Annotated in this window: 24 protein-coding genes; 8 read left to right on the plus strand and 16 right to left on the minus strand. The window is 37.3% G+C overall.

Annotated features, from left to right (window positions below):
- Window positions 1-18: 18 nt before the first annotated feature.
- The 4 genes from MMF97_RS02580 (at window position 19) to MMF97_RS02595 (ending at window position 3,597) form a co-directional block, all read left to right on the plus strand.
- Window positions 19-444 carry a GNAT family N-acetyltransferase gene (locus tag MMF97_RS02580; protein ID WP_243358859.1) on the plus strand — a complete coding sequence of 142 codons (426 nt, stop codon included), beginning with the start codon at window positions 19-21 and terminating at the stop codon, window positions 442-444.
- A gap of 148 nt (window positions 445-592) precedes the next feature.
- Entirely contained in the window at window positions 593-2,179 is a 1,587-nt protein-coding gene (locus tag MMF97_RS02585) for an ABC-F family ATP-binding cassette domain-containing protein (RefSeq protein WP_243358863.1), read from the plus strand.
- Between the two features lie 30 nt (window positions 2,180-2,209).
- A complete protein-coding gene (locus MMF97_RS02590) occupies window positions 2,210-2,632 on the plus strand; it encodes a DUF1801 domain-containing protein (RefSeq protein WP_243358865.1) in 423 nt (140 codons plus the stop codon).
- A 110-nt stretch (window positions 2,633-2,742) separates the two neighbouring features.
- Window positions 2,743-3,597, plus strand: a complete 855-nt coding sequence (locus MMF97_RS02595; protein WP_243358867.1) for a menaquinone biosynthesis family protein — start codon at window positions 2,743-2,745, stop codon at window positions 3,595-3,597.
- Window positions 3,598-3,645: 48 nt separating this feature from the next.
- Here the strand turns inward: MMF97_RS02595 and MMF97_RS02600 are convergent, their stop codons facing one another.
- The 7 genes from MMF97_RS02600 to MMF97_RS02630 form a co-directional block, all read right to left on the minus strand.
- Window positions 3,646-4,041, minus strand: a complete 396-nt coding sequence (locus tag MMF97_RS02600) for a hypothetical protein (RefSeq protein ID WP_243358869.1) — start codon at window positions 4,039-4,041, stop codon at window positions 3,646-3,648.
- 3 nt (window positions 4,042-4,044) lie between these two features.
- Entirely contained in the window at window positions 4,045-5,277 is a 1,233-nt protein-coding gene (locus tag MMF97_RS02605) for an FtsX-like permease family protein (RefSeq protein WP_243358872.1), read from the minus strand.
- A gap of 66 nt (window positions 5,278-5,343) precedes the next feature.
- Entirely contained in the window at window positions 5,344-5,982 is a 639-nt protein-coding gene (locus tag MMF97_RS02610) for an MBL fold metallo-hydrolase (protein WP_243358874.1), read from the minus strand.
- 71 nt (window positions 5,983-6,053) lie between these two features.
- Window positions 6,054-6,644 carry a gliding motility lipoprotein GldD gene (gene gldD, locus MMF97_RS02615; RefSeq protein WP_243358875.1) on the minus strand — a complete coding sequence of 197 codons (591 nt, stop codon included), beginning with the start codon at window positions 6,642-6,644 and terminating at the stop codon, window positions 6,054-6,056.
- Between the two features lies 1 nt (window position 6,645).
- Complete coding sequence (locus tag MMF97_RS02620) at window positions 6,646-7,398, minus strand: shikimate dehydrogenase family protein (RefSeq protein ID WP_317228595.1); 753 nt, start codon at window positions 7,396-7,398, stop codon at window positions 6,646-6,648.
- Window positions 7,399-7,423: 25 nt separating this feature from the next.
- Window positions 7,424-8,185 (minus strand): phosphosulfolactate synthase, encoded by a 762-nt coding sequence (locus MMF97_RS02625; RefSeq protein ID WP_243358878.1) that lies wholly within the window; start codon window positions 8,183-8,185, stop codon window positions 7,424-7,426.
- A 53-nt stretch (window positions 8,186-8,238) separates the two neighbouring features.
- Window positions 8,239-9,642: a tetratricopeptide repeat protein gene (locus MMF97_RS02630; RefSeq protein ID WP_243358881.1), complete on the minus strand. Its 1,404-nt coding sequence runs from the start codon at window positions 9,640-9,642 to the stop codon at window positions 8,239-8,241.
- 238 nt (window positions 9,643-9,880) lie between these two features.
- On the opposite strand from MMF97_RS02630, the gene MMF97_RS02635 reads away from it, so the two are divergent.
- Window positions 9,881-10,330, plus strand: a complete 450-nt coding sequence (locus tag MMF97_RS02635; protein ID WP_243358883.1) for a nuclear transport factor 2 family protein — start codon at window positions 9,881-9,883, stop codon at window positions 10,328-10,330.
- Window positions 10,331-10,399: 69 nt separating this feature from the next.
- Here the strand turns inward: MMF97_RS02635 and MMF97_RS02640 are convergent, their stop codons facing one another.
- A complete protein-coding gene (locus tag MMF97_RS02640; protein WP_243358885.1) occupies window positions 10,400-12,901 on the minus strand; it encodes a M1 family metallopeptidase in 2,502 nt (833 codons plus the stop codon).
- Between the two features lie 205 nt (window positions 12,902-13,106).
- On the opposite strand from MMF97_RS02640, the gene amaB reads away from it, so the two are divergent.
- Entirely contained in the window at window positions 13,107-14,648 is a 1,542-nt protein-coding gene (amaB, locus tag MMF97_RS02645) for an L-piperidine-6-carboxylate dehydrogenase (protein ID WP_243358893.1), read from the plus strand.
- Window positions 14,649-14,720: 72 nt separating this feature from the next.
- Here amaB and MMF97_RS02650 read toward each other — a convergent pair whose 3' ends face one another.
- A complete protein-coding gene (locus MMF97_RS02650; RefSeq protein ID WP_243358895.1) occupies window positions 14,721-15,362 on the minus strand; it encodes a GIN domain-containing protein in 642 nt (213 codons plus the stop codon).
- Window positions 15,363-15,687: 325 nt separating this feature from the next.
- Here MMF97_RS02650 and MMF97_RS02655 point away from each other — a divergent pair, with 325 nt between their 5' ends.
- Complete coding sequence (locus MMF97_RS02655; protein WP_243358897.1) at window positions 15,688-18,585, plus strand: DEAD/DEAH box helicase; 2,898 nt, start codon at window positions 15,688-15,690, stop codon at window positions 18,583-18,585.
- Here MMF97_RS02655 and aat read toward each other — a convergent pair.
- The 7 genes from aat to hflX all read right to left on the minus strand — a co-directional run bounded on the left by aat (window position 18,574) and on the right by hflX (window position 23,345).
- The gene (aat, locus tag MMF97_RS02660; RefSeq protein ID WP_243358905.1) at window positions 18,574-19,215 is read right to left on the minus strand and encodes a leucyl/phenylalanyl-tRNA--protein transferase; all 642 of its coding nucleotides are present in this window, start codon (window positions 19,213-19,215) and stop codon (window positions 18,574-18,576) included. The two genes, MMF97_RS02655 and aat, sit on opposite strands and share 12 nt — an antisense overlap.
- An 8-nt stretch (window positions 19,216-19,223) precedes the next feature.
- Entirely contained in the window at window positions 19,224-19,619 is a 396-nt protein-coding gene (locus MMF97_RS02665) for an META domain-containing protein (protein ID WP_243358907.1), read from the minus strand.
- Between the two features lie 81 nt (window positions 19,620-19,700).
- Window positions 19,701-20,090: a hypothetical protein gene (locus MMF97_RS02670; RefSeq protein ID WP_243358909.1), complete on the minus strand. Its 390-nt coding sequence runs from the start codon at window positions 20,088-20,090 to the stop codon at window positions 19,701-19,703.
- Window positions 20,091-20,214: 124 nt separating this feature from the next.
- A complete protein-coding gene (locus MMF97_RS02675; RefSeq protein WP_243358910.1) occupies window positions 20,215-21,015 on the minus strand; it encodes a sterol desaturase family protein in 801 nt (266 codons plus the stop codon).
- 81 nt (window positions 21,016-21,096) lie between these two features.
- A complete protein-coding gene (trhA, locus tag MMF97_RS02680) occupies window positions 21,097-21,735 on the minus strand; it encodes a PAQR family membrane homeostasis protein TrhA (protein ID WP_243358912.1) in 639 nt (212 codons plus the stop codon).
- The gene (gene rbfA / locus MMF97_RS02685; protein ID WP_243358913.1) at window positions 21,728-22,102 is read right to left on the minus strand and encodes a 30S ribosome-binding factor RbfA; all 375 of its coding nucleotides are present in this window, start codon (window positions 22,100-22,102) and stop codon (window positions 21,728-21,730) included. Before rbfA ends, trhA begins: the two co-directional genes overlap by 8 nt.
- A 49-nt stretch (window positions 22,103-22,151) precedes the next feature.
- Window positions 22,152-23,345 carry a GTPase HflX gene (hflX, locus tag MMF97_RS02690; RefSeq protein ID WP_243358914.1) on the minus strand — a complete coding sequence of 398 codons (1,194 nt, stop codon included), beginning with the start codon at window positions 23,343-23,345 and terminating at the stop codon, window positions 22,152-22,154.
- 218 nt (window positions 23,346-23,563) lie between these two features.
- Between hflX and MMF97_RS02695 the strand changes: the two genes are divergently transcribed.
- The gene (locus tag MMF97_RS02695; RefSeq protein ID WP_243358915.1) at window positions 23,564-25,297 is read left to right on the plus strand and encodes a GMC oxidoreductase; all 1,734 of its coding nucleotides are present in this window, start codon (window positions 23,564-23,566) and stop codon (window positions 25,295-25,297) included.
- Window positions 25,298-25,299 lie beyond the last annotated feature (2 nt).

Below are 25,299 nucleotides of genomic sequence, written 5' to 3' on the forward strand. Positions count from 1 at the left end.
ACCATAATTCTACAGAAGATGAAAATCAGGCCCGTTCATGAAAACGACAGCGAAACAATAGTAGCATTACTTGATCAGCTAGGCTATTCCGATACCAAAGATTTTATCAAAGAAAAAATCAATCTCTTGCTTGAAAATCCGAATGAATATTTTGTTGTAGCTGAAAATGAAGGTACGGTAATTGGTTTTATTTCCATTCACATCATTCCGCAAATTGCTCTTAAGGGCGACTTTGCTAGAATCAGTTATTTCTGTGTGGATGAAAATTTCAGAAGCAGCGGAACAGGCAAATTGTTGGAAGAATATGCTGAAAAAATCGCAAGAGAAAGAAACTGCGACAGAATAGAGCTTCACTGCCATTCAAGAAGGGAAAAAGCTCATCAGTTTTATTACAGGCAGGGATATACAGAGTCTCCCAAATACTTGTTCAAAAAGTTAGTTTAGCATATTATAGCTAATTTGGTTATATTTGCGGCAGAAAATTTTCAAAATTCATTATGTAAGATTTAATTTCTTTCAAAAAAACTTAAAGACAAACGCAACCAACTCTAAAGGTTATGCGCTATTCATCCATCTTTAACAGAAAGAAATCATGCTTACTTTACAGAACATTTCATACATACATCCTAATAAAGATCTATTATTCGAAAATATTAACCTAAACGTTAATGATCGTGATAAAATAGCCCTGATTGGCAACAACGGTTCGGGAAAATCTACATTGCTTAAAATTATTGCCAAAGTACTACAACCTTCTTCAGGAAGTGTAATTAGGCACAATGAGCCTTATTACATTCCTCAGGTTTTTGGTCAATATAATCACCTGAGCATTGGTCAGGCCTTACAGGTTGAAGATAAACTTATTGCGCTACATGAGGTATTAAAAGGTAATGTTACCGAAGATTACCTGAATTTACTTAACGACAACTGGGATATAGAAGATCGCTGTGCCGCAGCACTTACGCATTGGCAACTTACAGATTTAGACCTCTCACAACCTTTAGCTTCACTAAGTGGAGGACAGAAAACCAAGGTTTTTTTGGCAGGTATAAGCATTCATCAACCTAAGTTTATTTTGCTGGATGAACCTAGCAATCATTTAGACAGGCTGGGCAGGCAAAAATTATATGATCTGATACAATCTACTGCTGCAACCTTAATTGTGGTAAGTCACGATAGAGAATTGTTAGCGCACCTGAATACCGTTTGCGAATTAAGTCAACATGGAATAACTACTTATGGCGGTTCATATGATTTTTACGTAGAACAAAAAGAGACGGCAAAAAATGCCTTAAATCAGCACATTCATCACAAGGAGAGGTTATTGCGCAAGGCTAAAGAAAAACAGCGCGAAATATTAGAAAAACAACAGAAACTAGATGCTAAAGGAAAAGGCAAACAGGAAAAAGCAGGTATAGCCCGCATCATGATGAATACGCTCAAAAACAATGCAGAGAACAGTAGCGCTAAATTGAAAAGCGTACATCAGGAAAAAATCAGCAATATTTCACAGGAGCTACAGGAACTTCGTTCAAACAGATCAGATATAGATCAAATGAAATTCGGTTTTAATAACTCTGGCTTGCACACCGGTAAAATATTATTTAAGGGGAATGGTCTTAATTTCAACTATCATACACAGCCTCTTTGGAAAGAAAATCTGGACATACAGATCCATAGCGGAGAACGGATTGCCATTAAAGGCTCAAACGGATCAGGCAAGACAACGCTGATCAAATTGATTTTAGGGACACTCCATCCTTCTGCTGGCGAAATTACATTTACACCAGGCCAATCTGTTTATATTGATCAGGATTATTCCCTGATCGGGAATGAACTGAGTGTTTATGATCAGGCACAATTATTCAATACATCTTCCTTACAGGAGCATGAAATCAAGGTAAGACTTAACCGGTTTTTATTTGGCAAAAACGATTGGGATAAACCTTGCCATATTTTAAGTGGTGGAGAAAGAATGAGATTAATGTTGTGTTGTCTGATTGTTCAAGGTCAATCACCAGATACGATCATATTAGACGAACCAACCAACAATTTAGATATTCAAAATATAGAAATCCTTACTGCCGCCATTAACGAATATCAGGGAACATTAATTGTTGTATCACATGATGAGATTTTTCTCAAGCAGATCAATACCGAACGGGTTATACAACTATAAGATACCTGTCTTTTTTTATTAACTTTAAATATGGCTAAAAATAAAACCAATCCAACCAGTGAAAACGTTTCGGCATTTATAGAACATTTTACCGATACGGAACAAAAGCGTTCAGATAGTTTTGATCTGATTGCGCTGATGCAAGATGCCTCAGGTTTTGAAGCCAAGATGTGGGGGCCAAGCATTATTGGGTTTGGAACTTATCATTATAAATATGAAAGCGGGCATGAAGGTGATGCGCCTTTAGTGGGGTTTTCACCCCGAAAATCAGCTATTTCGCTTTATGTTTTTACAGGCTTACCTGAACACAAACATCTTTTAAGTGATTTGGGGAAATATAAAATGGGAAAAGCCTGCATTTATATCAAAAAATTGAGCGACATTAATTCAGAGGTTTTAAAACAGTTAATTAAGGCCACCATAAACTATCTTCAAACCAAATACAGGCTTTAAACGATAAAGGACCGATTTACCTAAAATAAAACAAGGAGTTCGAAAACATGTCTTTGTTTCCTTAACGCTTAAATGACCTTTGTAAATCAATTTTCATTTAACTTTACCGCATGAAACTTACACTTGGCTTTTCTCCCTGTCCTAATGATACTTTCATTTTTGATGCACTCATACACCATAAGGTTGACACCGAAGGTTTAAACTTTGAAGTATTTTATGATGATGTTGAAACGCTCAATCAAAAGGCTTTAAACAATGTACTGGACATTACCAAACTAAGTTTTCATGCCTTTGCTTATGTAGCTCATCAATATGCTTTACTAGATGCTGGCAGTGCGCTGGGCTTTGGCGTGGGTCCGTTGCTCATTTGCAAAGCAGAACACCTAAATCGTATTAACGAAGAACTGAAACAGGAAAATCCTCAGTTAAAAGTAGCTATCCCGGGTAAACTTACCACCGCCAATTTCTTACTTGGCATTGCTTACCCTCAGCTCACCAATAAAACTGAGATCGTTTTCTCTGAAATAGAAGAGGCTTTGGTTAATGATACCTTTGATCTCGGACTTATTATACATGAAAACCGCTTTACTTATCAGCAAAAAGGCTTACATAAACTAAAAGACCTGGGCACTTTCTGGGAAGAAAAAACCCATTGTGCTATACCATTAGGTGGTATTGTGGTGAGCCGGAATTTACCTGTTGAAATTCAGCAGAAAGTTAACCGACTGGTTAAGAAATCTGTTGAATATGCTTTTTCCAATCCCAAATCTGGTTTAGATTTTATTAAAGAACATGCACAAGCTATGGATGAAGCCGTGATGTATAAACATATTGAATTATATGTTAATCAATACTCAGTTGATTTAGGAGAAGAAGGCCGTAAAGCGATTGATACACTCTTTAGTTTGGCTACACAAAACAAGGTCATTCCTGGGATAGAAAAAGACCTTTACGTTAATCCCTAACATAAAAAAGCACCTTTTTCAAGGTGCTTTTCATTTATATTCAATTTTTTACTGGTTACAAGGTCCGTCAGGAATATCTTTAGATATTTTCAGCACCTTGGTTACTACCATAGTAGAATCATAATCACCATAAATGCTATTGGTATCCGATTTTACGATATGGCACTCCACCTCTATATAAACAGGGATATAAGGTTTTTCGAAACCCAGATTATTATAGGCCAGTTCTAAATTCTTAGAGCTGTCTGCCACCCAGTACTCACGACCTTCATCTCTGCAATCTGTAAATGATTTAATTTCGGGCCCATAGCTGTAAAGTCCTTTCAGCACTTGGATTTTTATTTTAGTTCCTTCATTACCTTCTTTGCTACGGCATGCGGCAAAACCTAAAAGCAAAGCAAAAAATAAAGCCAATAATTTTCCTATCTTTTTCCAGTTATCCATAATTTAAAGATCCTTATTAAACTGATCTACTTTTTTAACACTTAAATTTGATGCCAATTTTGAAGCAAGAAAAGAAAAGATACCAACTGTTATGAAAACTAGTACAAAATCCTGCCATTTCATTGCTATTGGATAGGCATTTGAAAGCACTATATTTTCTTCACCCATCTTTATCCAACCAAAATGTTGTTGCAATAAGCAAAAAATTAGTCCTAATAATAAGCCAAAGATACAACCTGCAAGGGTTATCATCATGCCTTCTGCTAAAAATATTCTTCTTATCAGTTTTTTACCCGCTCCTAAACTGCTCAATACCGATATATCTTTTTGTTTATCGATTACCAGCATGGTTAACGACCCAATGATATTAAATATTGCAATAATGAGCACAAAGGTGAGGATAATATAACTGATCCATTTTTCAGATGTCAACACATTATGTAAGGCCTGATTTTGTTCAACTCTGTTCTTTACTTTATACGCTCCTTTTAAATCTTCTGCAATCTGCTTTTTTAGTTTTTCGGCATCAACATTCTGTTTTACATTGATTTCTATCGCAGATACATTCGCACTATCTCCAAGCAGTGTTCTCGCAAAATTTAGAGGGACAACAATTACATTGTCAAAATCCTGCTGTACTTCAAATATGCCGGCCACGGGAATATCCATTACATTAAAATCATCCAGAGGATTCAAGCTGTTACCACTTGCTCCTTTTTTAGGTGAAAAAACCTGTACCTGTTCAAAAGGATCGGCTGTATTTACCCCTAAGAAAGCCTGTAAACCCGCGCCGATTACCGCATTTGACCCCGCAGGATTTTCGAGCACAAAACTTCCGTCAAAAACAATACTGTCTAAACTCTTATTTTTTAGAAAATCACTGTTTACACCTTTTAAAACCGCCGGAGTTTGCTTGCCCTTATACCAAAGTAGCACATTATCAGATAAAACCTCGGTATAAGAATAAATGGCTTTATCTTTTTTTAAACGGGTAAAATAAGCAGTTTGAGGATTAAAAGTTTTACCACTATCTGGTTCTATCACAATTTGTGGTGTTACGGTATTTACCATTTTCAACACCGTTTGCTCCAAACCATTAAATACAGACAAAATGATGAGAAGTGCCGCACTGCCCACAAAAACGCCCAAAGCCGATATTCCCGAAATGATATTAATGGCATGAGTTGATTTCTTTGCAAAAAGATATCTGCGAGCTATGTAAAGGGCTGTGTTCACGGTTATAAAGATAAATAAAAGCTTATGCTTTTAATATCATTATTTCTTTATGATGTCCAGTGCTGTTTAAACCAAAAAAGGGTTATTCTGTTTTTCAAAACCAATGGTAGTACTTGGTCCATGTCCAGGGAAAACCTCGCAATCATCAGGTAAAATGAACAGATTTGTTTTTATACTGTCTATCAATTGCTGGTAATTGCCGCCTGGCAGATCGGTACGTCCTATACTTCTGTAAAATAATACATCACCGCCAATTAAAAAGTTTTCTTCCTTGGCATAAAAGCACAAATGTGCAGGTGAGTGACCCGGAGCAAAAATCAGCTCTAATTTGCTATTGCCAAAAGCTATACTGCCTGTTTCAGGTAAAAAGACTTCTGGATCAGGCGAGAGTTCATAATGCATGCCCATTTGCGGAGCATAACCTGGAACGGCCTGTAGTAAACTCAATTCTCCTTTATGAAACTGTGGTTTTAAGCCCCAGTTATCGAACACGAACTTATTTCCAAATACGTGGTCTATATGACAATGGGTATTGAGCAACAAAACCGGCTTAAGCTGATGCTCTTTAATAAACGAAGTTAGCTGGTTTTGTTCGGTACCATTATACATTCCCGGGTCTATAATTACACATTCTCCTGTTTCATCAGATAAAACATAAGTGTTTTCCTGATAGGGGTTAAAAGTGAATTGCTTTAGGTTAATCATTTTGATTTACAATTTTAGATTTAGGAATTACGATTGGGCATTATATTATCGAGTATCTGGCTTCAGAAATTTTACTTCTTCCATTTAAATGTGGCTATCATTTTATCTATATCTTGTTTAATAAAATTAATAACCGGCTGTATGGAGTCATATTGAGGGCGTTCATTAAAATATAAAGCTCCTCTTAAATAATGGTGCAGACTATCTGTAAGAAAGAATTGTACTGATGATGCGGTATTGCCCTCAATGGAATAATAAATACCGTAAACTTTTTTATCGGGATAATTGATCCGTTTCTGATCGATCAAATCGGCCTTGATGGTATGCTTCATAGCCAGAACTCTTGCATTTTCGGTCATTTCGTTATAATCTTTGGCCGAAAAATTTTCATAATAGGTAAGATGCAAAACACCATTAAACTGTGTAAAATTCAGGTTCTTCCACCATTTCTGTGCATTCTTATCTCTATCGTTGCTTAAAGTAGCATATACAGGATACTCAAAGCTGTAAGGTGCATCGGCATCATATAAGCGGTATTGCTTATCAGGAAAATATAAACGTGAATAGCCTTTCGGTTTTGGCGTACTTACATGATCGCTGCCGCAGCCACCAACTAACAGCGCTAACAAAAACAGCACATACATATAAGTTAATTTCTTCATCTTATTTTTGCCAGATTTGCCATGAACGTTCTGCCTGTAAAGTTAACATTTCCATGCCATTCTTTATGGTTCCACCCTGTGCCTTAACTTTAGTTAAAAAAGCCGTTTCTTCAGGATTGTAAACCAAATCATAAGCCAGATGTTGTTCATTCAGATACTGATAAGGTATAGGCGGAAAAGAATCTAAATTAGGCAACATGCCCAAAGGGGTGGTATTGATCAAAATGGTATATTCTTTTAACAGTTCCTGAGTAATACCAGAATACAGAATAGTTCCGGGTTTTACGTGCCTTATTACCGTAAGATAGGGAATATCCAATTGTTTAAGCACATATTTAACCGCCTGTGCAGCACCACCATCGCCAAAAATCAACGCTTTTTTATGATGGGTTTTTAAAAGCGGTTTTAAAGACTCTGCAAAACCAAACGCATCTGTATTGTAGCCTTTTAAAAAGGGTTTATCGCCGTTTCTGTCTATTGTAATACAATTTACAGCCCCTATTTCGCTTGCCGCTTCATCTAATTCATTTAAATATGCCATTACCTCTACTTTATGAGGAATGGTTACATTTAATCCGCAAAGCGATTGATTAGATTCTACAAGGTCTCTTATTTCACTTGCACGCACAATAGGATGCAGCTCATACTTGCAGTTTTTGATCTGCTCCTGTTCAAATTTATGCGTAAAGTACTTTTTTGAAAACGAATGTGATAAAGGAAATCCAATCAAGCCGTAACTTTTCATATCTGCCATAATGCCAAAATTGAATAAGCAACAACTACTTGCCTAAAAAGAAATCAAAAGTATCTCCTCTAAGCCCTAAACGTATGGTTTCCAAAGGAATTACCTCTGCCGGCGCGATATTACCCAAGTTTACATTTGATCCTATCAACTTAATAAACCAAACCTGTTGCTCTTTTTGCGGCGCTTCCCAAATAATTCTTTCGCTTGGTATCTGTGTTAAGATCTCATCTACCAAACCTTCCCTCACTTCTCCGGTACCACGATAAATACCCACATTTCCTCCTTCTCTGGCTTCTGCAATCACCTTCCAAGAACCGGCTTCTATTTCTGCCTGCATCAGCTTAATCCATTTGTAAGGAGCAAATATCTTGGTAGCATCTTTAGATCCCACTTCAGAAATTACGGTAACCTGTTTAGATAATTTTCTGATATAATCACATTTTATATCATGCTCTATATCCATAGAACCATCCGAAACCTCTGCATATTCCATTCCATATTCATCTAAAACACGTTGGTAATCTTCAAACTGGTTACGTACGGTAAAGGCTTCAAATAACGTTCCGCCAAAATAAGTCGGAATGCCGGCACTTCTGTAAAGCTCCAGTTTTTCTTTTAAACGTGGTGTAACATGCGATGTTGACCATCCCAGTTTCACAATATCTGTATGCACACCTGCAACATCTAAAAAATCTTCTACCTGTCTTAAGCTCAGACCCTTATCCATAACCATGGTAAGGCCTTTTTGACGAGGTTTTATAGAGCGCTCAGGTAAGTCATTTAATTTGAAATTCATATTGCTGGCAAAGTTAAAAAACTCTGCTGTTTTATTAGGGTTAAAAATGTTAACTATTTAATGTATCTGTTGATCACGTCAATAATTGCACTGTTTTGTTGCAATTGTGGTAAATATTCAAACAGAATATAGTGTTTCTCAGGATCGGTTACCAGAGCTGTTTCCAGATAAGCCATTGCTTCCTGGGTTTGTCCCAAAGCAAAAAGATAGGCCACCATTCTGTAATACAGTTCTGCGGCATCTGGGTTATTTTTAATGGCTTCTGCCATCGTTTCAGAAGCTTCTAACAATCTGCCCTGTTCATAAAGCACTGTAGAGAAATCAAGCCATGCTTCTACATCTACAGGGTTATACTCTAAAACTTTATAATAGGCCTCTATCGATTCTTCTATCTGCCCGAGTTTATAATGTGCATCGGCTATTGCAAACCAGAAATCAGCATTTTCATCATCTAAATCCAGTGCTTTTTTATAGAAATGCAATGATTCGAAATAACGTTCTTCTGCATTGAGGGTAACACCTATGCCAAACCACGCATCGGCCATTTTTGAATCCATTTTCACCGATTTTTTATAATAGGATCTGGCTTCATCCATTCTATCGAGCTTCTCATAGCACTCTCCTATGGCACAATAGGTATCGGCATTGGGCGGTTCATATTCAAAGGTTTGTTTATAAACATCAATGGCTTCTTCAAATTTTTCTAACTGAACCAAAGCGTTTCCTTTGTTAAAATAAGCTGAAGCAAAGTTTTCTTTGATCAGTATGGCGTAATCATATGCATCTATAGCTTTCTCATACAATTCTAATTTATGGTAAGAGTTTGCCAGGTTATACCAGGCCGCATATGAATAAGGATCATTATCGATGTATTCTTTATAAAACTGGATACTTTCTTCCTGTTTATCTAAAATATCATAGCAAAAGGCCAGCTCATATAAACCATCTTTATTCTCCATATTTTGCTCCAGACTACGTTTAATGTACACGATAGCCTGCTCATAATCGTGCATGCTCTGGTAAACATAGGCTATCTGCAATAAGATCTCGTCAGTTGTTTCGGCAAAAAGCAGGGCCTTTTCAAGATTTTCCAAAGCTTCTGCATAACGCTCCTGATTATGATAGATGTTTCCTCTAAGCACATAGATCTCTGCCTCTGACGGTTCGAGCATCTCGGCTTTTTCCAAAGCTTTAAAAGCCCTTTCTACCTGATTGGTCAATAAAAGTAACTGAGCTTGTTTAATCAGGAAAACTGCTGCAAAAGGATGCTGGCTTAAGGCAAAATCTATTACCTGTAACGCCTTAACAGGATCGTTTTTCTCAATGTAATTGTCTATAATATATTCAAAAGCCTGCGCATCAAAAAAATACTGATCCTGGTTACGAATCATTTCTTCATAACGTTCAACAGAGTGTTGACCATCCTCATTATAATCAAATTCAAATTCTTCTTCCATAATTTTGAATACTTAAAGAACTACCCTAATACTAGCTTGAACATTATAAGTTTACGTTATTTATTAAAATAGCCCATAAAATAATTTTCCACACAACACCTTTAAAAAGCTCAAATCACTCACAATTAAACGGTTATAAGCCCTATTTTTTATACACCTATAATGTTTAAAACCTATCAACACATGCTTTTAGGCATAAATCACTTATATTTATTCAAAAACCCTAAACTATTATTTGATGAGAGCTTTATTTAAACTGGTTTTGTTATGCGGTATAATTGTTAATATCAAAACCTATGCCCAAACACAAAATGAAGAGAGCAATGTAAAGGTTGCTATAAATCTACTTTTTGATGGCATGCGCAACAGAGACACCACCATGATCAGAAATGCCTTTGCTGAACGCCCTATTATGCAAACGATAAGCCGTGGGGAGGTTAAAACAGAAAGAGTAGATGATTTTATTAAAAGTATAGCAAAGCCTTTTCCTGAAAAATTTGACGAAAGGATAACTTTTGACAAGATTTTAATTGATGCCAATCTGGCAAGTGTATGGACCAGCTATAAGTTTTATATTGGCGAAAAGTTTAGCCATTGCGGAGTAAATTCTTTTCAGCTGTTAAAAACTGATAAGGGCTGGAAGATCATTTATATCATCGACACCCGCCGGAAAGATAACTGTAATTAAAAATATAGGGTGTTCAAATGATGTCACATTGCTTGTCGAAATGTAATCATTTGAACACCCTCTTAATTCTTAGTTTTTATTATTCATTTTCTCTGCAGCATCTTTAAAGATCGCGGCCTGTTTTAGCAATTCTGCTTTTAATTCATTATTCGTTTCTTTATCGGCAGCAGCATTTTTGGCTTTTTCAAGATTTTGAAAGCCTACTACCATTTGTCCACTCACATATTTTGTTAAAGTGGTTCTGTCCATATTTTTCACCAGCGAATTGGTAACTTTTGATATAACCTGTGTATTCTTATTCTTGGCTACATAACCCATATAAGAACCGATTAATGATGCCAGTCTGTTAATGTTAGACTCATCAAATACCTGCACAAAATAATCTGCATATGCATCATCGCCTAAACCGGCATAAACCTGAGTTACCTGAATTGGGATATGAAGTCTTGTGTCTTCATCAAGGCCATTAATTACGGTGTTTATCGTTGCCGGTTCATAGGCATTAATTGCGGTAACCCCAGCGCCTATTACTTTATAAGACTGATCTTTAAGCGCTTCTTTAGCCAAAGGCAGATAGCTCTGATCTTTTGATTTCGCCAAAGTTAAAATGGCTTTTTCTCTTACCGCAGAACTTTTATCTGCCTTAGCCAGTTGTACAATTTTTGCAGCAGCAAGTTGTTTTACGGTTTCGTCATTTAATTTTAAAGCTGAAACAGCCAATGCTCTTAAATTGCTATTCTGATCCTGCAACCCCAAAACAAGAAGATTTATTGCTTCTTTTTCTGAAGAACGTGCAGCAGCTTTTAAAGCTTCAATCCGATTAGCATATGAAGGTGCATTTTTATATTGAAAAACATATTCCGCCAAGGTTTTATCTCTTTTTATCTCACCAACTAAAGTTTTATCGGGGTCTAAGTCAATCAAGTCGGGTTTTGCTGCAACATTAAAGCTAAAGGTCTGCTCTCTGGCATCAATTAAAATCTCTTTTCTGATTTTTGCACCTCCAACATATAAATCTACTTTTAAAGGCAGAATAAAAGTCTGCACCTTATCTGACTGTATTTGCTTTACATGAAGCGTAATTTTGCTTCCTGTATAATCATATTTAACGTCTAATACAGGGTGGCCTCCGTTAAAATACCATTGGTTAAAATAAGGCGCCCAGTCTTTTCCGGTTACTTCTTCAAAAGCCAGCCTTAACTGATGCGGTTCTCCTGTTTTAAAAGCATTGCTTCTTAAATAAAGATTTAAGCCCTTAAAAAAGGCATCATCTCCCATTTGATTTTTTAAAGCATACAAAATAATAGAGCCTTTTGCATAACTCACATTATCAAACATATCTTCTTTATCATTGTAATAATAACGGGCAAGCACCGGGCTTTCTCCGTTTTTCGTAGATTGCAGATAACTGCTTAGTTTTTCATATCTCACTTCATCTTCTGCATCTTTACCTGCGTCATGACCTTTCCATAAGATCTCTGAAATTGTGGCAAAGCTCTCATTAACCGTTAAATTAGACCATGATTCTGCGGTAACATAATCGCCAAACCACTGATGAAACAATTCGTGTGCAATAGTGCCTTCCTCATCACCATCTAACAATTCACGGGCAGTACGTTGTACGTGCTCTCCATGTAAAGTTGCCGTAGTATTTTCCATCGCCCCTGATACGTAATCTCTAACCACAATTTGCGAATACTTGTTCCAGGGATAATCTATACCTAATTTATTGCTGAAAAACTCAATCATTTTAGGTGTTTTGCCAAAAATCTGCTTGGCATAAGGCGCATATTTAGGTTCTAAATAATAACTTACTTCCTTACCTTTCCAGCTGTCTTTAGTTATTTTAAAATCGCCCACCGCCATCATAAACAGATATGGAGCATGAGGTAAGTCCATTTTCCAAGTATCGGTTCTTGTGCCATTGGTGTTTACTTTCTGGGTAAGCAATTTACCGTTTGAAAGTGTAACATATTTAGATGGGACTGTCATTGAAATTTCGGCAGTAGTTTTCTGATTCGGCTTATCTATGGTTGGAAACCAGGCAGATGAAGCTTCTGTTTCTCCCTGAGTCCAGATTTGGACAGGTTTGTTTTTATCTGTTCCATCAGGATTAATAAAATATAAGCCCTTAGCATCTGTAATAGCAGCGCTACCTTTGGTTTTTAATTCATTAGGCTTGGCTGTATAAGCAATAAACAGTGTATATTTCTCATCTTTCAAATACTTCTTGTTTAACTTAATAAAAAGCTGCTCGTTATCATAAGTATATTTTAAAGGTGTATTTGTTTTTGCTCCTACCAAAGCTACTTCTTTAATATCCATGCCTTTGGCATCAAGCGTTAAAGAATCGGTATTGTAAAAATAGGGCTTTAAGGTTATCCAGGCCTTACCGTATAAATATCGTTTGGCATAATCAAAGCTCACATCCAGTTTAGTATGTACCAAAGCGTTGATCTTGGTTGGTGTGGCTCTGTAAACCTTGTTGACTTCGTTATCCTGAGCATAAATACTGGTAGAACCCAGTGTTAAGAAAGCGAGTATTCCCGCTATAAGATATTTTATTTTCATATGAGGTATTTTTGGTAAACTTAAGACAAGTTAACTTTAGTCAAAGTTACAGCTTTATTCAAAATTTAATGTTTTGCACAAATTATGATTGAACCAATAGCTTACCGATTTTAAACAGTTTCTTACTATTTGGGGTTACCGTTTGGCTTTTCCTCCTATTTTTTGTTGATTTGTAAATAGGTTAATTAAAAATCAAGAATACATAATGATACCAGATATTCAATCCATTTTAAAGCAATTGGGTATTGCTTCCCTTAATCCATCTTACAGTACAGGCAGTAAATGGAGCCCGGCTACCGACGGAAAACAGATCGACAGCATGTCGCCGGTTGACGGCAAAAAGATTGCTTCGGTATATACCGCTTCTGAACAAGAGTACAATCATGTAATTACCACTGCACAAAGCGCTTTTAAACACTGGAGTAAAGTACCTGCACCAAAACGAGGTGAAATTGTGCGCCAGTTTGGTGATGCTTTGAGAAAAAATAAGGAAGCCTTAGGTACCCTGGTTTCTTACGAAATGGGAAAAAGTTTGCAGGAAGGATTTGGCGAAGTGCAGGAAATGATTGATATATGTGATTTCGCTGTGGGTTTATCACGCCAGCTTTATGGATTGACTATGCATAGCGAACGTCCAAGCCACCGTATGTACGAACAATGGCATCCGCTAGGTGTGGTAGGCATTATTTCGGCGTTTAACTTTCCGGTTGCCGTATGGAGCTGGAACGCTGCTTTAGCCTGGGTATGCGGTAATGTTTGCGTGTGGAAACCTTCAGAGAAAACACCATTAACCGCTATTGCATGTCAACATATTATACAAGAGGTATTTGAAGCTAATGATATTCACGAAGGTGTTTCATGCCTTGTAACGGGCGACCGCCACATTGGTGAATTAATGAGCAACGATAAACGTGTTGATTTGGTTTCTGCTACCGGTTCTACCAGAATGGGTAAAGCCGTGGCGGCTGCTGTAGCCGGCCGTTTGGGTAAATCTCTTTTAGAGCTAGGTGGTAACAACGCCATTATCATCTCTAAAGATGCCGATTTAGACATGTCATTAATTGGAGCGGTTTTTGGAGCCGTAGGTACAGCCGGACAACGCTGTACAACTACCCGCCGTTTAATTATTCACGAAAGTGTTTATGAAAACTTTAAAGCAAAACTGGTTAAAGCTTACGGGCAATTAAGAATAGGCAATCCTTTAGATCAGCATAACCACGTTGGTCCTCTTATTGATACGGATGCCGTGAATGCTTATCTAAGTTCTATAGAGAAATGTAAAGCAGAAGGCGGAAAATTTGTAGTAGAAGGTGGTGTATTAAGCGGAGATGCTTACAGTTCTGGCTGTTATGTAAAACCATGTATTGCAGAGGTTGAAAATCATTACGAAATTGTTCAGCATGAAACATTTGCGCCGATTTTATATTTGATCAAATACAAAGAATTAGACGAGGCCATTGCTTTGCAAAATGGCGTGCCTCAAGGTTTATCTTCGGCTATTATGACCTTAAACCTGCGTGAAGCTGAGCAATTCTTATCTGCACAGGGTTCAGATTGCGGTATCGCCAACGTAAACATCGGTACATCTGGTGCTGAAATAGGCGGTGCTTTTGGCGGTGAAAAAGAAACCGGTGGAGGTAGAGAAAGTGGTTCTGATGCCTGGAGAAATTATATGCGCAGACAAACCAACACCATCAACTACTCAACAACATTGCCTTTAGCACAGGGAATTAAATTTGACCTGTAAATAAAAGAAGAGGCTACTTTAAAAAGTAGCCTCTTTGCATTTATATATGGACCCAAAACGGGGAAGTATGTTTTATTTTGCAAACGGATCTTCAATCAACAGATCATTAAGTGTTGTTTTTTTGTTTGCTACATTTTTAGCATATACCGGAGCTAAAGATTTTACGTCACTGATTTCTGCTTTAAATTTATCTAAGTTAAGAGAAGCCTTCATTCCTAATTCTGCATAGTAGGTTTCTGCTGCTCCACTTAAAGTGATACTTGCTTTGTCTGTTACATTGGTATATAAACTAACGGTATTTGCATTGATATTGGCTTTAGCGTTGTCTTTAAGTGTGATGTTAAGTTCTAAAAAACTCACTTTGTTAACCGTTTTTATGATAGCGTTACCACAAGCTTCAATCGTATTGATGTTTTTAACATAAACAGCTACCGTTAAAGGTTCTTTTTCAAATGAGCTAATTCTAAGCTCACCGTTTTGTTGTTGTACTAAAGCATTCTTAGTATAATAGCTATCATACACTTTTACCGATTCTGTTGGGGCTTGTAACAGTAAAATTTCTACATTACCATTGGCTACAATTTTTTTAATGTTTTTTAAGTCGTTCAAAGTAGTTACTGCTTTTTCATTTGAACTGTCTGCAGCATATGTGCTGTTTAATCCGATTACCGAAAAAATGCTTGCGGTAATTAATGTTGTGATAAAAGTTTTCATAATTAAAATATTTTTAAGGGTTTGTATATCTGTATTTTATCAGTTAATTTGTTTTGTAGATAAGACAGTGATTTTTTAAAAAGGTTTCATGATGAAAGCTTGTTTTATACCACATCAAAACAAGCATAGACCAACGCCTTAATTTTTTCGACGAAAATTTCGTCGATCATGTATTTTCTATGAATTCTATAAAAAGAAGTGGAGATTACACCTCATTTTCGAGAAGAATGCAACATTTATCAATCATTATTTGATTAAGCAGGAGAATTGCCGTAAGTTTAAAATTTTTTATCAGTTAGCTTAAATTGTTTTTAACCGATTTAAAATGTTACGCGTAAATAGCTCACTTCCATGCCAGATTGTATATTCGTTATGTAAACACGACTATTTCGGCTATCTTATTGAGCCTCATATCGTACAATTAAATCCTCACGGCGATTTATCATTAACTTACCAACGCCTTTTTACACACACCGCCAAAGAGTTTAACAAACACTTGGATGAAACTGATTTTAAGCTGATCAAACTGCTCGATGAAACCGAACAGGATTTTATCATTAAGAAATACCATAAAAAGACCATTCGTCCTTTTGAGTTTTTCAGCAAGTTTTACGATGAGAAATTTTACGAAACCGTAAGACCTAAAATTGAAAAGAAACTGGCCGAAGTGCTGGATATCTTAAAACACAAAGGCGGTTTATACCTTATGGACAAAGACGGATGGCCTGCCGAACGCAAAATTGAGATTGCTACAGAAGCAGCTACTGTATTGTTCCATTTCAGACGTAATGAAACCGAGACCCGCTATTTCCCTACCATAAAATACCAGGGTATGCGTATCGATTTTATGTTTAAAGATGCACAGGTAGTTTGTAACCAACCGGGCTGGCTTTTGCTCAGCGATGTTCTTTATTTCTTTGAGCAAAGCATGGAAGGCAAGAAACTGATGCCTTTCTTAAATAAACGGTACATTACCATACCTAAAGCTACAGAAGAAACGTACTTTGAAAAGTTTGTAGCTCCTTTAATAGAAAAGTACCATGTATATGCAGAAGGTTTTGACATCAAAACAGAAAAGCATGAGCCTAAGGCAACCTTAAAAATCATCTATATAGAAGGTGGTGTATCGCAGGTGCAACTGTATTTTAAATATGGCGAATATGCTTTTGCCGCAGGCAGCGATACCAAGGTTACCGTTAAGCTGTCTAAAAACGCTGATGATTATACTTTTACACGCATAAAGCGCAATCTGGACTGGGAAAAAGAAAAATACCTCTTCTTACAGCATTTAGGGCTTAAAAAAGTAAGTGCGCTGTTTTATAATTTAGAACTACCGGTTTCTGCCGAAGAAGGTAATGCTTCTTACGGAATCATTAACTGGGTAAACGAAAATATAGAAACCCTAAAAGAAAGTGGTTTTGAGATTGAGCAGGCAAGTAGTCAGAAACGCTTTGTTTTTGGCAATAACAAGATCAATTTTGAAATCAAGGAAGATAACGACTGGTTCGATATCAATGCCATTGTTTATTTTGGTGTGCATCCCATTCCTTTTATTTCTTTAAAGAACCACATCCTTCATAAAAAGAGAGAATTTATTCTACCAGATGGAGAAATTGCCGTTATTCCAGAAAAATGGTTTACCCAATACAATAGCTTATTTAGTTTATCATCTAACCAGAACGAGATTAAGCTTAAGAAACATCATATTGGACTGATCAATGATCTGGCCGAAGATAGTATAGCACATGTAACTTTAGACCGCAAACTGCAAAAACTCACCGATTTTGAAGAAATTGGCGACTTTTCTATGCCAGAAGGCTTTAAAGGCGAATTACGCCATTACCAAAAAGCCGGCTACAATTGGTTCAGTTTTTTACGTGAATATAATTTTGGCGGCTGTTTAGCCGACGACATGGGTTTGGGTAAAACCATACAGACTTTGGCCATGTTGCAAAAACTTAAGGAGGAAAATGAAAAGAGCGGCACTCGCGGCACTTCGCTGATTATTATGCCTACTTCTTTGATTTATAACTGGCAAAATGAGGCCAGGAAGTTTACTCCGGCATTAAAAATCTTAGCGCATACCGGTTCTAACCGCAATAAAGATGTAAGCCATTTTGATCGATTTGACATTGTAATTACCACCTATGGCATAACCCGTGTAGATGTTGATCTGCTGCAAAGCTTTTATTTCAACTATATTATTCTGGATGAAAGCCAGAACATTAAAAATGCTTCTTCAAAATCTTTCAAAGCGGTGAGGGCATTAAAATCGAGACATAAATTGGTTTTAAGCGGTACCCCTGTAGAAAACTCGGTAAGTGATCTGTGGACACAACTTACCTTTTTAAACCCGGGTTTATTGGGAACTCAGGCTTATTTTACAGAAGAATATGTACAGGCCATTGAAAAGAAAAAAGATGAAGAAAAGGCTAGGAAACTACAGGCTATTATCAAACCTTTTATCTTAAGGCGTACCAAAGAGCAGGTTGCTGCCGAACTTCCACCAAAAACCGAACAGATCTTTTACTGCGACATGAGCGAAGACCAGGCCGCTTATTATGAAAAAACAAAATCGGCTTACCGCAACGATCTTTTAAACAGCATGGATAACGGCACTTATGCCAAAAAACAAATCCAGATTTTGCAGGGACTTACTGCTTTGAGGCAATTGGCTAACCATCCTTCAATGATTGATGAAATGTACACTTCAGACTCGGGCAAGTTCGAAAATGTAATCCATACCTTAAACAATGTGCTCAAAGGCGGACATAAAGTACTGGTGTTTTCACAATTTGTAAAGCATCTCGAAATCTTTAAAAGATACCTGACTGAACAAAAGATTGATTTTGCTTATTTAGATGGCGCAACCCACAACCGTGGGCAAATCGTTTCTGAATTTCAGGAAAACGAAAATTTAAAGGTGTTCCTGATTTCAATTAAAGCCGGAGGTGTAGGATTAAATCTTACTCAGGCAGATTATGTCTTCATTTTAGACCCATGGTGGAACCCTGCCGTAGAACAACAAGCCGTTGACCGTACACATCGTATAGGGCAGCAAAAAAAGGTATTTATCTACAAGTTTATAGCTAAAGATACCGTAGAAGAGAAAATACTGGCTTTACAGAACAGAAAAAAAACGCTGGCCAGCTCGCTGATTACCACAGAAGAAAGTTTCTTTAAATCTTTGAGCAAAGATGATATCAGGGAGTTACTTAACTAAGCCTTTGATAAAGCTCATATAGACTTCACGATCTATCATTTCAGCGCCCATACTTAATAAATGTTCATTAGGTAACTGACAATCTATCAAATCAAAGTCTAAACTTTTGCATAAATAAATGAGTGCCATTTTAGATGCATTGGGCACAAGACTGAACATACTTTCTCCGCAAAATACCCGATTTATTCTTACGCCATACAAACCGCCAACTAATTTCTCTTCTTGCCATACTTCAATACTATGCGCAAAACCTTTGTTGTGCAATTTGATATAGGCTTCCTGCATTTCAGTTGTGATCCAGGTCCCGGGCTGGTCTTTACGGGGTGTAACTGCACAATGTTTAATTACCTGTTTAAAATTCTGATTAACAGAAACCTTAAATGCACCCAATTGTATAACTTTTTTCATGCTCTTGCTGATCTTAACCTTATCAGGATAAATCACACAACGCTCATGTGGCGAGAACCAAAGAATAGGATCTTCCTCACTGTACCAGGGGAAGATCCCATTTTCATATGCCAGTAATAATCTTTCTATGCTCAGATCACCTCCTATAGCCAGTAATCCATCTTCTTCAGCTAATGAAGGATCAGGGAAAACAATTTCATCGGGAGGTAATCTGAAGATCATTGTTACAATTAAGACTTAGAAAAAGACATCAGCAACCTTTCTCCTGCGTATAGCATCAGCTTTCCGTTCTCTGTTCTGATACTGGTAACTTTTTCAAGATCTTTAAGGTAATCGGTTTCGTATTTGATCACATCTTCGCACATCATTTTAGTACTGAACATCTGGGTAAATGTAATATTATAGCCTATTAGTGCAAATCCGCCACCATAAGTATTACAAAATGCCCTCCCAGATACTCTGTTATCTGTACTGAAATTTAAAGTAGCCTGAGCTTTAGCCGGTAGAGTATGATCTGTCCATTGTGTTAAAGTCCAGTTGGTACCTGATACATTTACCGAACCTAAGATAGAAGCGCATGACTGCAAGCCAACAATGACCATCAATAAAAAAACAATTCTTTTCATTTGATTTAAAATTATACTATAACCGCTCCATTACGGTCCTTTGCAAAAGCAATTTTATAGCCAAAATTACCAGACTATTTTTCAGCTCAGTTTTTTATGATTGCGTATGGTAAGGTAAAGCCTAATAAACTCAAACATGATACAGGTTTTTAAAGTGATATCAAACCATTTATCTTCAAATAAACCTATGGCTTCAGGAATAAGAGAGATAAAACCTATACTGAAAATCCATAAGTATAACCTGAAAGGAAACTGTACATAATACCATACTGCGGCTATCTTTTTTGCCTTAATCTGGGCATATACACAGTATGCAATCAACGCAAACATCGGAAACATTAAAACCGATGATATTTTTTCGGATAACAGGGTAATTTTTGAAAAATCGGAAGAAATTTGCCAAAGCTGCATCCCTAAAAAAATCAGAGATATAGCATCTAAAAAAGCAAATACAAGAAAAAGTTTGCGCATGTTGGTTCAATAATGTATAAGCTTTAAGGAGCTTATATTTTACAAACTTAAAATCTTAAACAATTTCTTACAAACCTGCGATATTTTAATTCATAAATTCTTTTCAAGAAAAAAACATCCAATATTAGCTAGGATCATGCAATGGTTCATTGCTTACACCCGGATGTATATTTTTAAATAATACCATTTCTTTTACTCTGGCTGAAGCACCCGGATAAAAGCCGGTTTCTAAGGTAAAGTCTTTAGGGTTTTTAAATGTTCTAAATATGATATCAAACAAAGGCAGATCAGAATAATTATGCGCATGTATATCCTTTGCATGATGAAGCGAATGTGATTCTGGCCGCTGAAAGATATAACCCATCCATTGGGGTGTTTTAACATTAGCGTGCTGAATTACCGCTAAAAAAGTAGCTCCGTAAATTGCATAAATTGTAGCCTCTGCGGTAAAACCCCCAATCCATACCATTGCCAAACTTGTTAACGCCGTAAAACCAATCATATCCATAGGACTAAAGTAAAATGCCCCATAAGCATCAACCCTTTCAGCACTATGATGCATTTGGTGAAAAACCCTCCATAGCAAATTACTTTTATGCATGCTACGATGCCAGATATACACTCCCAGCTCATATAACAATAAAGCGACTAAAGCTCCCCAATAATTTCCTAAAAAAGTAAAGTCGAACACCCTGTATTGAGCTAAATATTCGTTCCAAAACAAGGGTAAATAAGAAGAGAGAAAAAAATAAATGATAAAGGCAAAAATACCCTTAATCTTCCAGTTTTTAACATTTGGTAATCTTCTTCCGGGCCTGAGTTCTTCTGCTATGATTAAGAACAGAAAAATAGAAATTACAATTATGGAGGCGGGATCCATAATCAGTTCCAATGGATTGGGGAACTGTGCTATTTTTTCAAACATAAGCTATAGTATTTAGTTGGTCTATAACTTAAATTTAACATAAAATATTCAAAAACAACAAGTTATAATAAAAATCATTTCTTACAACCCTTTAAAAACATAAACGTAATTGTACACAAAATGAGATAAAGCACCCATATTTACAAACAGATGCCACAATTCATGGCTATGCAGATATTTATGCAAAGGTTGGTCTTTGGCATAGTAGTAAGTACCGCCTATGTAAAAAACGCCACCCAAAAATAGCCAGAAAAAGCCTGCCAGTGGTACATAGCCAATCATTTTGCTCATAAAAGGAATAATAAGGCAGCCCATTAAAATATACAGGGCATTAGAAAGCGCTTTACTTTTAAGTCTATTAAAGATCTTTAAAAGGCAACCCATTAAGGCAATCCCCCAAACCAAGGCAAACAAGAACCAGCGTATCCATCCCTCAAAAACAAGCAATGTGGTGGGCATAAATGAACCTGCTATCATAATATAAATGCAGCAATGATCAAATTTTTGCCACATCCTTATGCCGTATTCTGTTTTGGGTACGCTATGGTATATTGCACTTAGGCCAAAAACAGTAATAATGGCAAAACCATAAATATAAGCAGCAGTTAATGCCAGGCTGTTGTCTGCTTTATTTAAAAGCATCAACAAACCGGGAAAGGCAAGAACGGCAGGAACAAGATGAGTAAAAAAGTTTCCGGGCTCCCGAATATATTTATTCATCGTTACCGCTCTCTTTGCGTTCTTTTGCGATTTTATCAAAAATTTGGTCCATACGCTCTACGTATTCATTGGTATCGTCAACAAAAAAACTCAAGGTAGGAATGGTCCTGGCCTGATGACGAATGCGAGCGCCTAATTTATACCTGATCTCGTTAGCATGCGCATTAACCGTAGCTACTGATAAACGGGTATTATCTGTATTTAAAAAGCTTAAATATACTTTTGCAACGGCTAAATCTGGTGAAACACGAACCTTGGTAATGGTTACTAAAGTATTGGGTAAATATGCTGATCCTTCTCTCTGAAAAATTGCAGCCAGTTCTTCCTGTAACAGTCCTGCAAATTTTTGTTGTCTTTTACTCTCCATTATCTTATTTCTATAGTCGCTAAGGCAACTGGTGTTTAAACTGTATTTACTAATATAGCAATTTATCGTATGGATAACGTTGTATGTGCATGGCTTTTACCTTATCATACAACAATTGCTTAAACTCTTCTATGTTCTCTTTCTGGGTAGCCGAAATAAACAAGGCAGGAGTATTTTCATGTGCCATCCAACTCCGTTTAAAATCCTCAAGTGTTAACGGTGCCTCAGGCTCCTCACCTGTTTCTTCAACCTCAGGAGAAACGTAAGCATCTATTTTATTGAACAGCATGATGGTTTCTTTATCACGGGCGCCCAGATCTTTTAAGGTTTCATTTACCGTATGGATCTGGTCCTCAAAGTTAGGATGCGAAACATCTACCACATGAATCAATATATCTGCTTCTCTTACTTCATCTAACGTAGATTTAAAGCATTCAACCAAGTGATGGGGTAATTTCCTGATAAAACCAACCGTATCAGAAAGCAGAAAAGGAAGATTTTCTATCACAACTTTCCTAACTGTGGTATCTAAGGTTGCAAACAATTTGTTCTCGGCAAATACTTCAGATTTTGAAAGCATGTTCATAATCGTAGATTTACCTACGTTGGTATAACCCACTAAAGCCACACGAATTAATTGTCCGCGGTTTTTACGCTGGGTTTCATTTTGTCGGTCTATCAGCTTAAGCCTGTCTTTAAGTAGAGTGATCTTTTCTAAAATCATCCTTCTATCACTCTCAATCTGGCTTTCACCCGGACCACGCATACCTATACCACCCTTTTGACGTTCAAGGTGGGTCCACATACGGGTTAAACGCGGTAATAAATATTGTAACTGAGCCAGCTCAACCTGTGTTTTTGCCTGAGCGGTTTGGGCTCTTCCTGCAAAAATGTCTAATATCAGGTTGCTTCTGTCTAAAATTTTAACCTGTAATTCTCTTTCGATATTACGCAACTGAGAAGGCGAAAGCTCATCATCAAACACCACAATGTCTATCTCTTCTGCTTTTACGTAAGCTTGTATCTCTTCCAGCTTTCCGGTTCCTACAAAAGTAGCCCGATCTGGTTTTTGCATTCTCTGAACAAAAGTCTTTTCTACCAAACCGCCTGCGGTCTGAACCAGAAAATCCAATTCCTCTAAATATTCCTTGGTCTGTTCGGCACGCTCACCGGGTAAAGCCACGCCAACTAAAACTACCCGTTCTTTTTTAGGAGCGGTATCATAAAATTTCTGTTTTCCCATCTAATTTCACAAAGATACAAAATCCATACCCTTTTCAACAGATTTATACCTGTGGTTTGCAACTCCTTACAAATTATTTACGCTACCGTTCAATACCTTTAATCACATACCATACTTTAACTGCAATAAACTCTGAATAAAGCTGTTAATAAATACCTTTTTGCATATCGGCAAAAAAATTCTACCTTAAATCGACCAAATAAATCACCATAACCTAAATGGAAATTAAAAAGCAAAGCAAAAAATATGATGCAGTGATTGTAGGATCTGGTGCTGGCGGTGGTATGGCTGCATATACCCTTGCCAAAGCAGGCTTAAAAGTATGTTTACTTGAGGCCGGAGCCATGTACGATCCTCAAAAAAATATTACACAATTAAAAAATCCCTGGGAATCTCCACGTCGCGGAGCCAGTACAAAATTCAGGCCTTTTGGCGATTTTGATGCTTGTTATTACGGCTGGGATGTTGAGGGCGAACCTTATACCAAAGCGCCCGGAACCGAATGGGACTGGTGGCGTGCAAGGATGTTAGGTGGCCGCACCAACCACTGGGGGCGCATATCATTGCGCTTTGGTCCAAAAGATTTTAAACGTAAAAGTATTGATGGTTTAGGCGAAGACTGGCCTATAGGTTATGAGGATGTTAAGCCTTTTTACGATAGGGTTGATAAGTTGATTGGTATCTTTGGAACAAATGAAGGACTTGAAAATGATCCAGATGGTTTTTTTCTTCCTCCTCCCAAACCCCGTTTGCATGAATTATTTATCAAAAAGGCAGCGGCAACTTCGGGTGTTAGGGTAATTCCATCGAGGTTATCTATCTTAACACAGAAACTAAATGATGATAGAGGCGTATGCTTTTTTTGCGGGCAATGTAACCGTAATTGTAGTATGGCAAAAGCCGATTTCTCTTCAACAAACGTGCTGATCTATCCGGCCTTAGCTACCGGTAACATCGATATTGTGGCCAATGCCATGGTACGTGAGGTTTTAACCAACGATGAAGGGTTAGCTACAGGCGTATCATACATCAACAAAGATGATATGATGGAATATCAGGTTACGGGCCGTACCGTAATTTTAGCTGCCAGTGCCTGCGAAAGTTCTCGCCTTTTATTGAACTCAAAATCAAAAAGACACCCTAACGGATTGGCAAATAGCAGCGATGTGGTTGGCCGTTATCTACATGATTCAACCGGGGCAAGCATGGGTGGTGTACTACCGCAGCTTTTTGACCGTAAACGATACAATGAAGATGGGGTTGGCGGTATGCACGTTTACTCACCTTGGTGGTTAGATAACAAGAAATTAGACTTTCCTCGTGGTTACCATATTGAGTATTGGGGCGGTATGGGGCAACCAGCCTACGGTTTTGGGGGTGGCATTGAAGGTATGAATGGCAAGTTTGCTGTTCGTGGTACGCAGAAAGAAGCCGGAGGATATGGCAAATCATTAAAAGAAGATTACCGCTTTTTTTATGGCGCAAGCGTAGGTATGGCAGGTCGTGGAGAAGCTATTCCGTTATATGATAATCGCTGTGAAATAGACCCTAGTGTAGTTGATAAATACGGTATTCCGGTATTAAAGTTCAATGTGAAATGGAGTGAGCATGAAATTTTGCAGGCCAAGCACATGAAAGAAACTTTTGATGAGATGATGCACAATATGGGCGCCATTGTTACTTGGGGAGGCGATTACAACAAAGAAAACAACTATGGCTTAGAATCGCCTGGAAAAATTATCCATGAAGCAGGAACCGCCCGTATGGGTAATGATCCTAAAACTTCTGCCCTGAATAAATATAATCAGGCACACGATTGCAAAAACTTATTTGTAATGGATGGTGCTGCATTTACTTCGCAAGCTGATAAGAACATTACATGGACCATTTTGGCTTTGGCTATGCGTGCCAGCGAATACATTGTTTCTGAAATGAAAAAACAAAACTTGTAACC

This window comes from Pedobacter montanisoli, from assembly GCF_022809115.1.
Lineage (GTDB): Bacteria > Bacteroidota > Bacteroidia > Sphingobacteriales > Sphingobacteriaceae > Pedobacter > Pedobacter montanisoli.

Excerpts from the sequence above, each read along its gene's own strand:
- MMF97_RS02580 (WP_243358859.1), top strand. The coding sequence starts at position 19 with ATGAAAATCAGGCCCGTTCATGAAAACGACAGCGAAACAATAGTAGCA.
- MMF97_RS02585 (WP_243358863.1), top strand. The coding sequence starts at position 593 with ATGCTTACTTTACAGAACATTTCATACATACATCCTAATAAAGATCTA.
- MMF97_RS02590 (WP_243358865.1), top strand. The coding sequence starts at position 2,210 with ATGGCTAAAAATAAAACCAATCCAACCAGTGAAAACGTTTCGGCATTT.
- MMF97_RS02595 (WP_243358867.1), top strand. The coding sequence starts at position 2,743 with ATGAAACTTACACTTGGCTTTTCTCCCTGTCCTAATGATACTTTCATT.
- MMF97_RS02600 (WP_243358869.1), bottom strand. The coding sequence starts at position 4,041 with ATGGATAACTGGAAAAAGATAGGAAAATTATTGGCTTTATTTTTTGCT.
- MMF97_RS02610 (WP_243358874.1), bottom strand. The coding sequence starts at position 5,982 with ATGATTAACCTAAAGCAATTCACTTTTAACCCCTATCAGGAAAACACT.
- gldD (WP_243358875.1), bottom strand. The coding sequence starts at position 6,644 with ATGAAGAAATTAACTTATATGTATGTGCTGTTTTTGTTAGCGCTGTTA.
- MMF97_RS02620 (WP_317228595.1), bottom strand. The coding sequence starts at position 7,398 with ATGGCAGATATGAAAAGTTACGGCTTGATTGGATTTCCTTTATCACAT.
- MMF97_RS02625 (WP_243358878.1), bottom strand. The coding sequence starts at position 8,185 with ATGAATTTCAAATTAAATGACTTACCTGAGCGCTCTATAAAACCTCGT.
- MMF97_RS02630 (WP_243358881.1), bottom strand. The coding sequence starts at position 9,642 with ATGGAAGAAGAATTTGAATTTGATTATAATGAGGATGGTCAACACTCT.
- MMF97_RS02635 (WP_243358883.1), top strand. The coding sequence starts at position 9,881 with ATGAGAGCTTTATTTAAACTGGTTTTGTTATGCGGTATAATTGTTAAT.
- MMF97_RS02640 (WP_243358885.1), bottom strand. The coding sequence starts at position 12,901 with ATGAAAATAAAATATCTTATAGCGGGAATACTCGCTTTCTTAACACTG.
- amaB (WP_243358893.1), top strand. The coding sequence starts at position 13,107 with ATGATACCAGATATTCAATCCATTTTAAAGCAATTGGGTATTGCTTCC.
- MMF97_RS02650 (WP_243358895.1), bottom strand. The coding sequence starts at position 15,362 with ATGAAAACTTTTATCACAACATTAATTACCGCAAGCATTTTTTCGGTA.
- MMF97_RS02655 (WP_243358897.1), top strand. The coding sequence starts at position 15,688 with ATGTTACGCGTAAATAGCTCACTTCCATGCCAGATTGTATATTCGTTA.
- aat (WP_243358905.1), bottom strand. The coding sequence starts at position 19,215 with ATGATCTTCAGATTACCTCCCGATGAAATTGTTTTCCCTGATCCTTCA.
- MMF97_RS02665 (WP_243358907.1), bottom strand. The coding sequence starts at position 19,619 with ATGAAAAGAATTGTTTTTTTATTGATGGTCATTGTTGGCTTGCAGTCA.
- MMF97_RS02670 (WP_243358909.1), bottom strand. The coding sequence starts at position 20,090 with ATGCGCAAACTTTTTCTTGTATTTGCTTTTTTAGATGCTATATCTCTG.
- MMF97_RS02675 (WP_243358910.1), bottom strand. The coding sequence starts at position 21,015 with ATGTTTGAAAAAATAGCACAGTTCCCCAATCCATTGGAACTGATTATG.
- trhA (WP_243358912.1), bottom strand. The coding sequence starts at position 21,735 with ATGAATAAATATATTCGGGAGCCCGGAAACTTTTTTACTCATCTTGTT.
- rbfA (WP_243358913.1), bottom strand. The coding sequence starts at position 22,102 with ATGGAGAGTAAAAGACAACAAAAATTTGCAGGACTGTTACAGGAAGAA.
- hflX (WP_243358914.1), bottom strand. The coding sequence starts at position 23,345 with ATGGGAAAACAGAAATTTTATGATACCGCTCCTAAAAAAGAACGGGTA.
- MMF97_RS02695 (WP_243358915.1), top strand. The coding sequence starts at position 23,564 with ATGGAAATTAAAAAGCAAAGCAAAAAATATGATGCAGTGATTGTAGGA.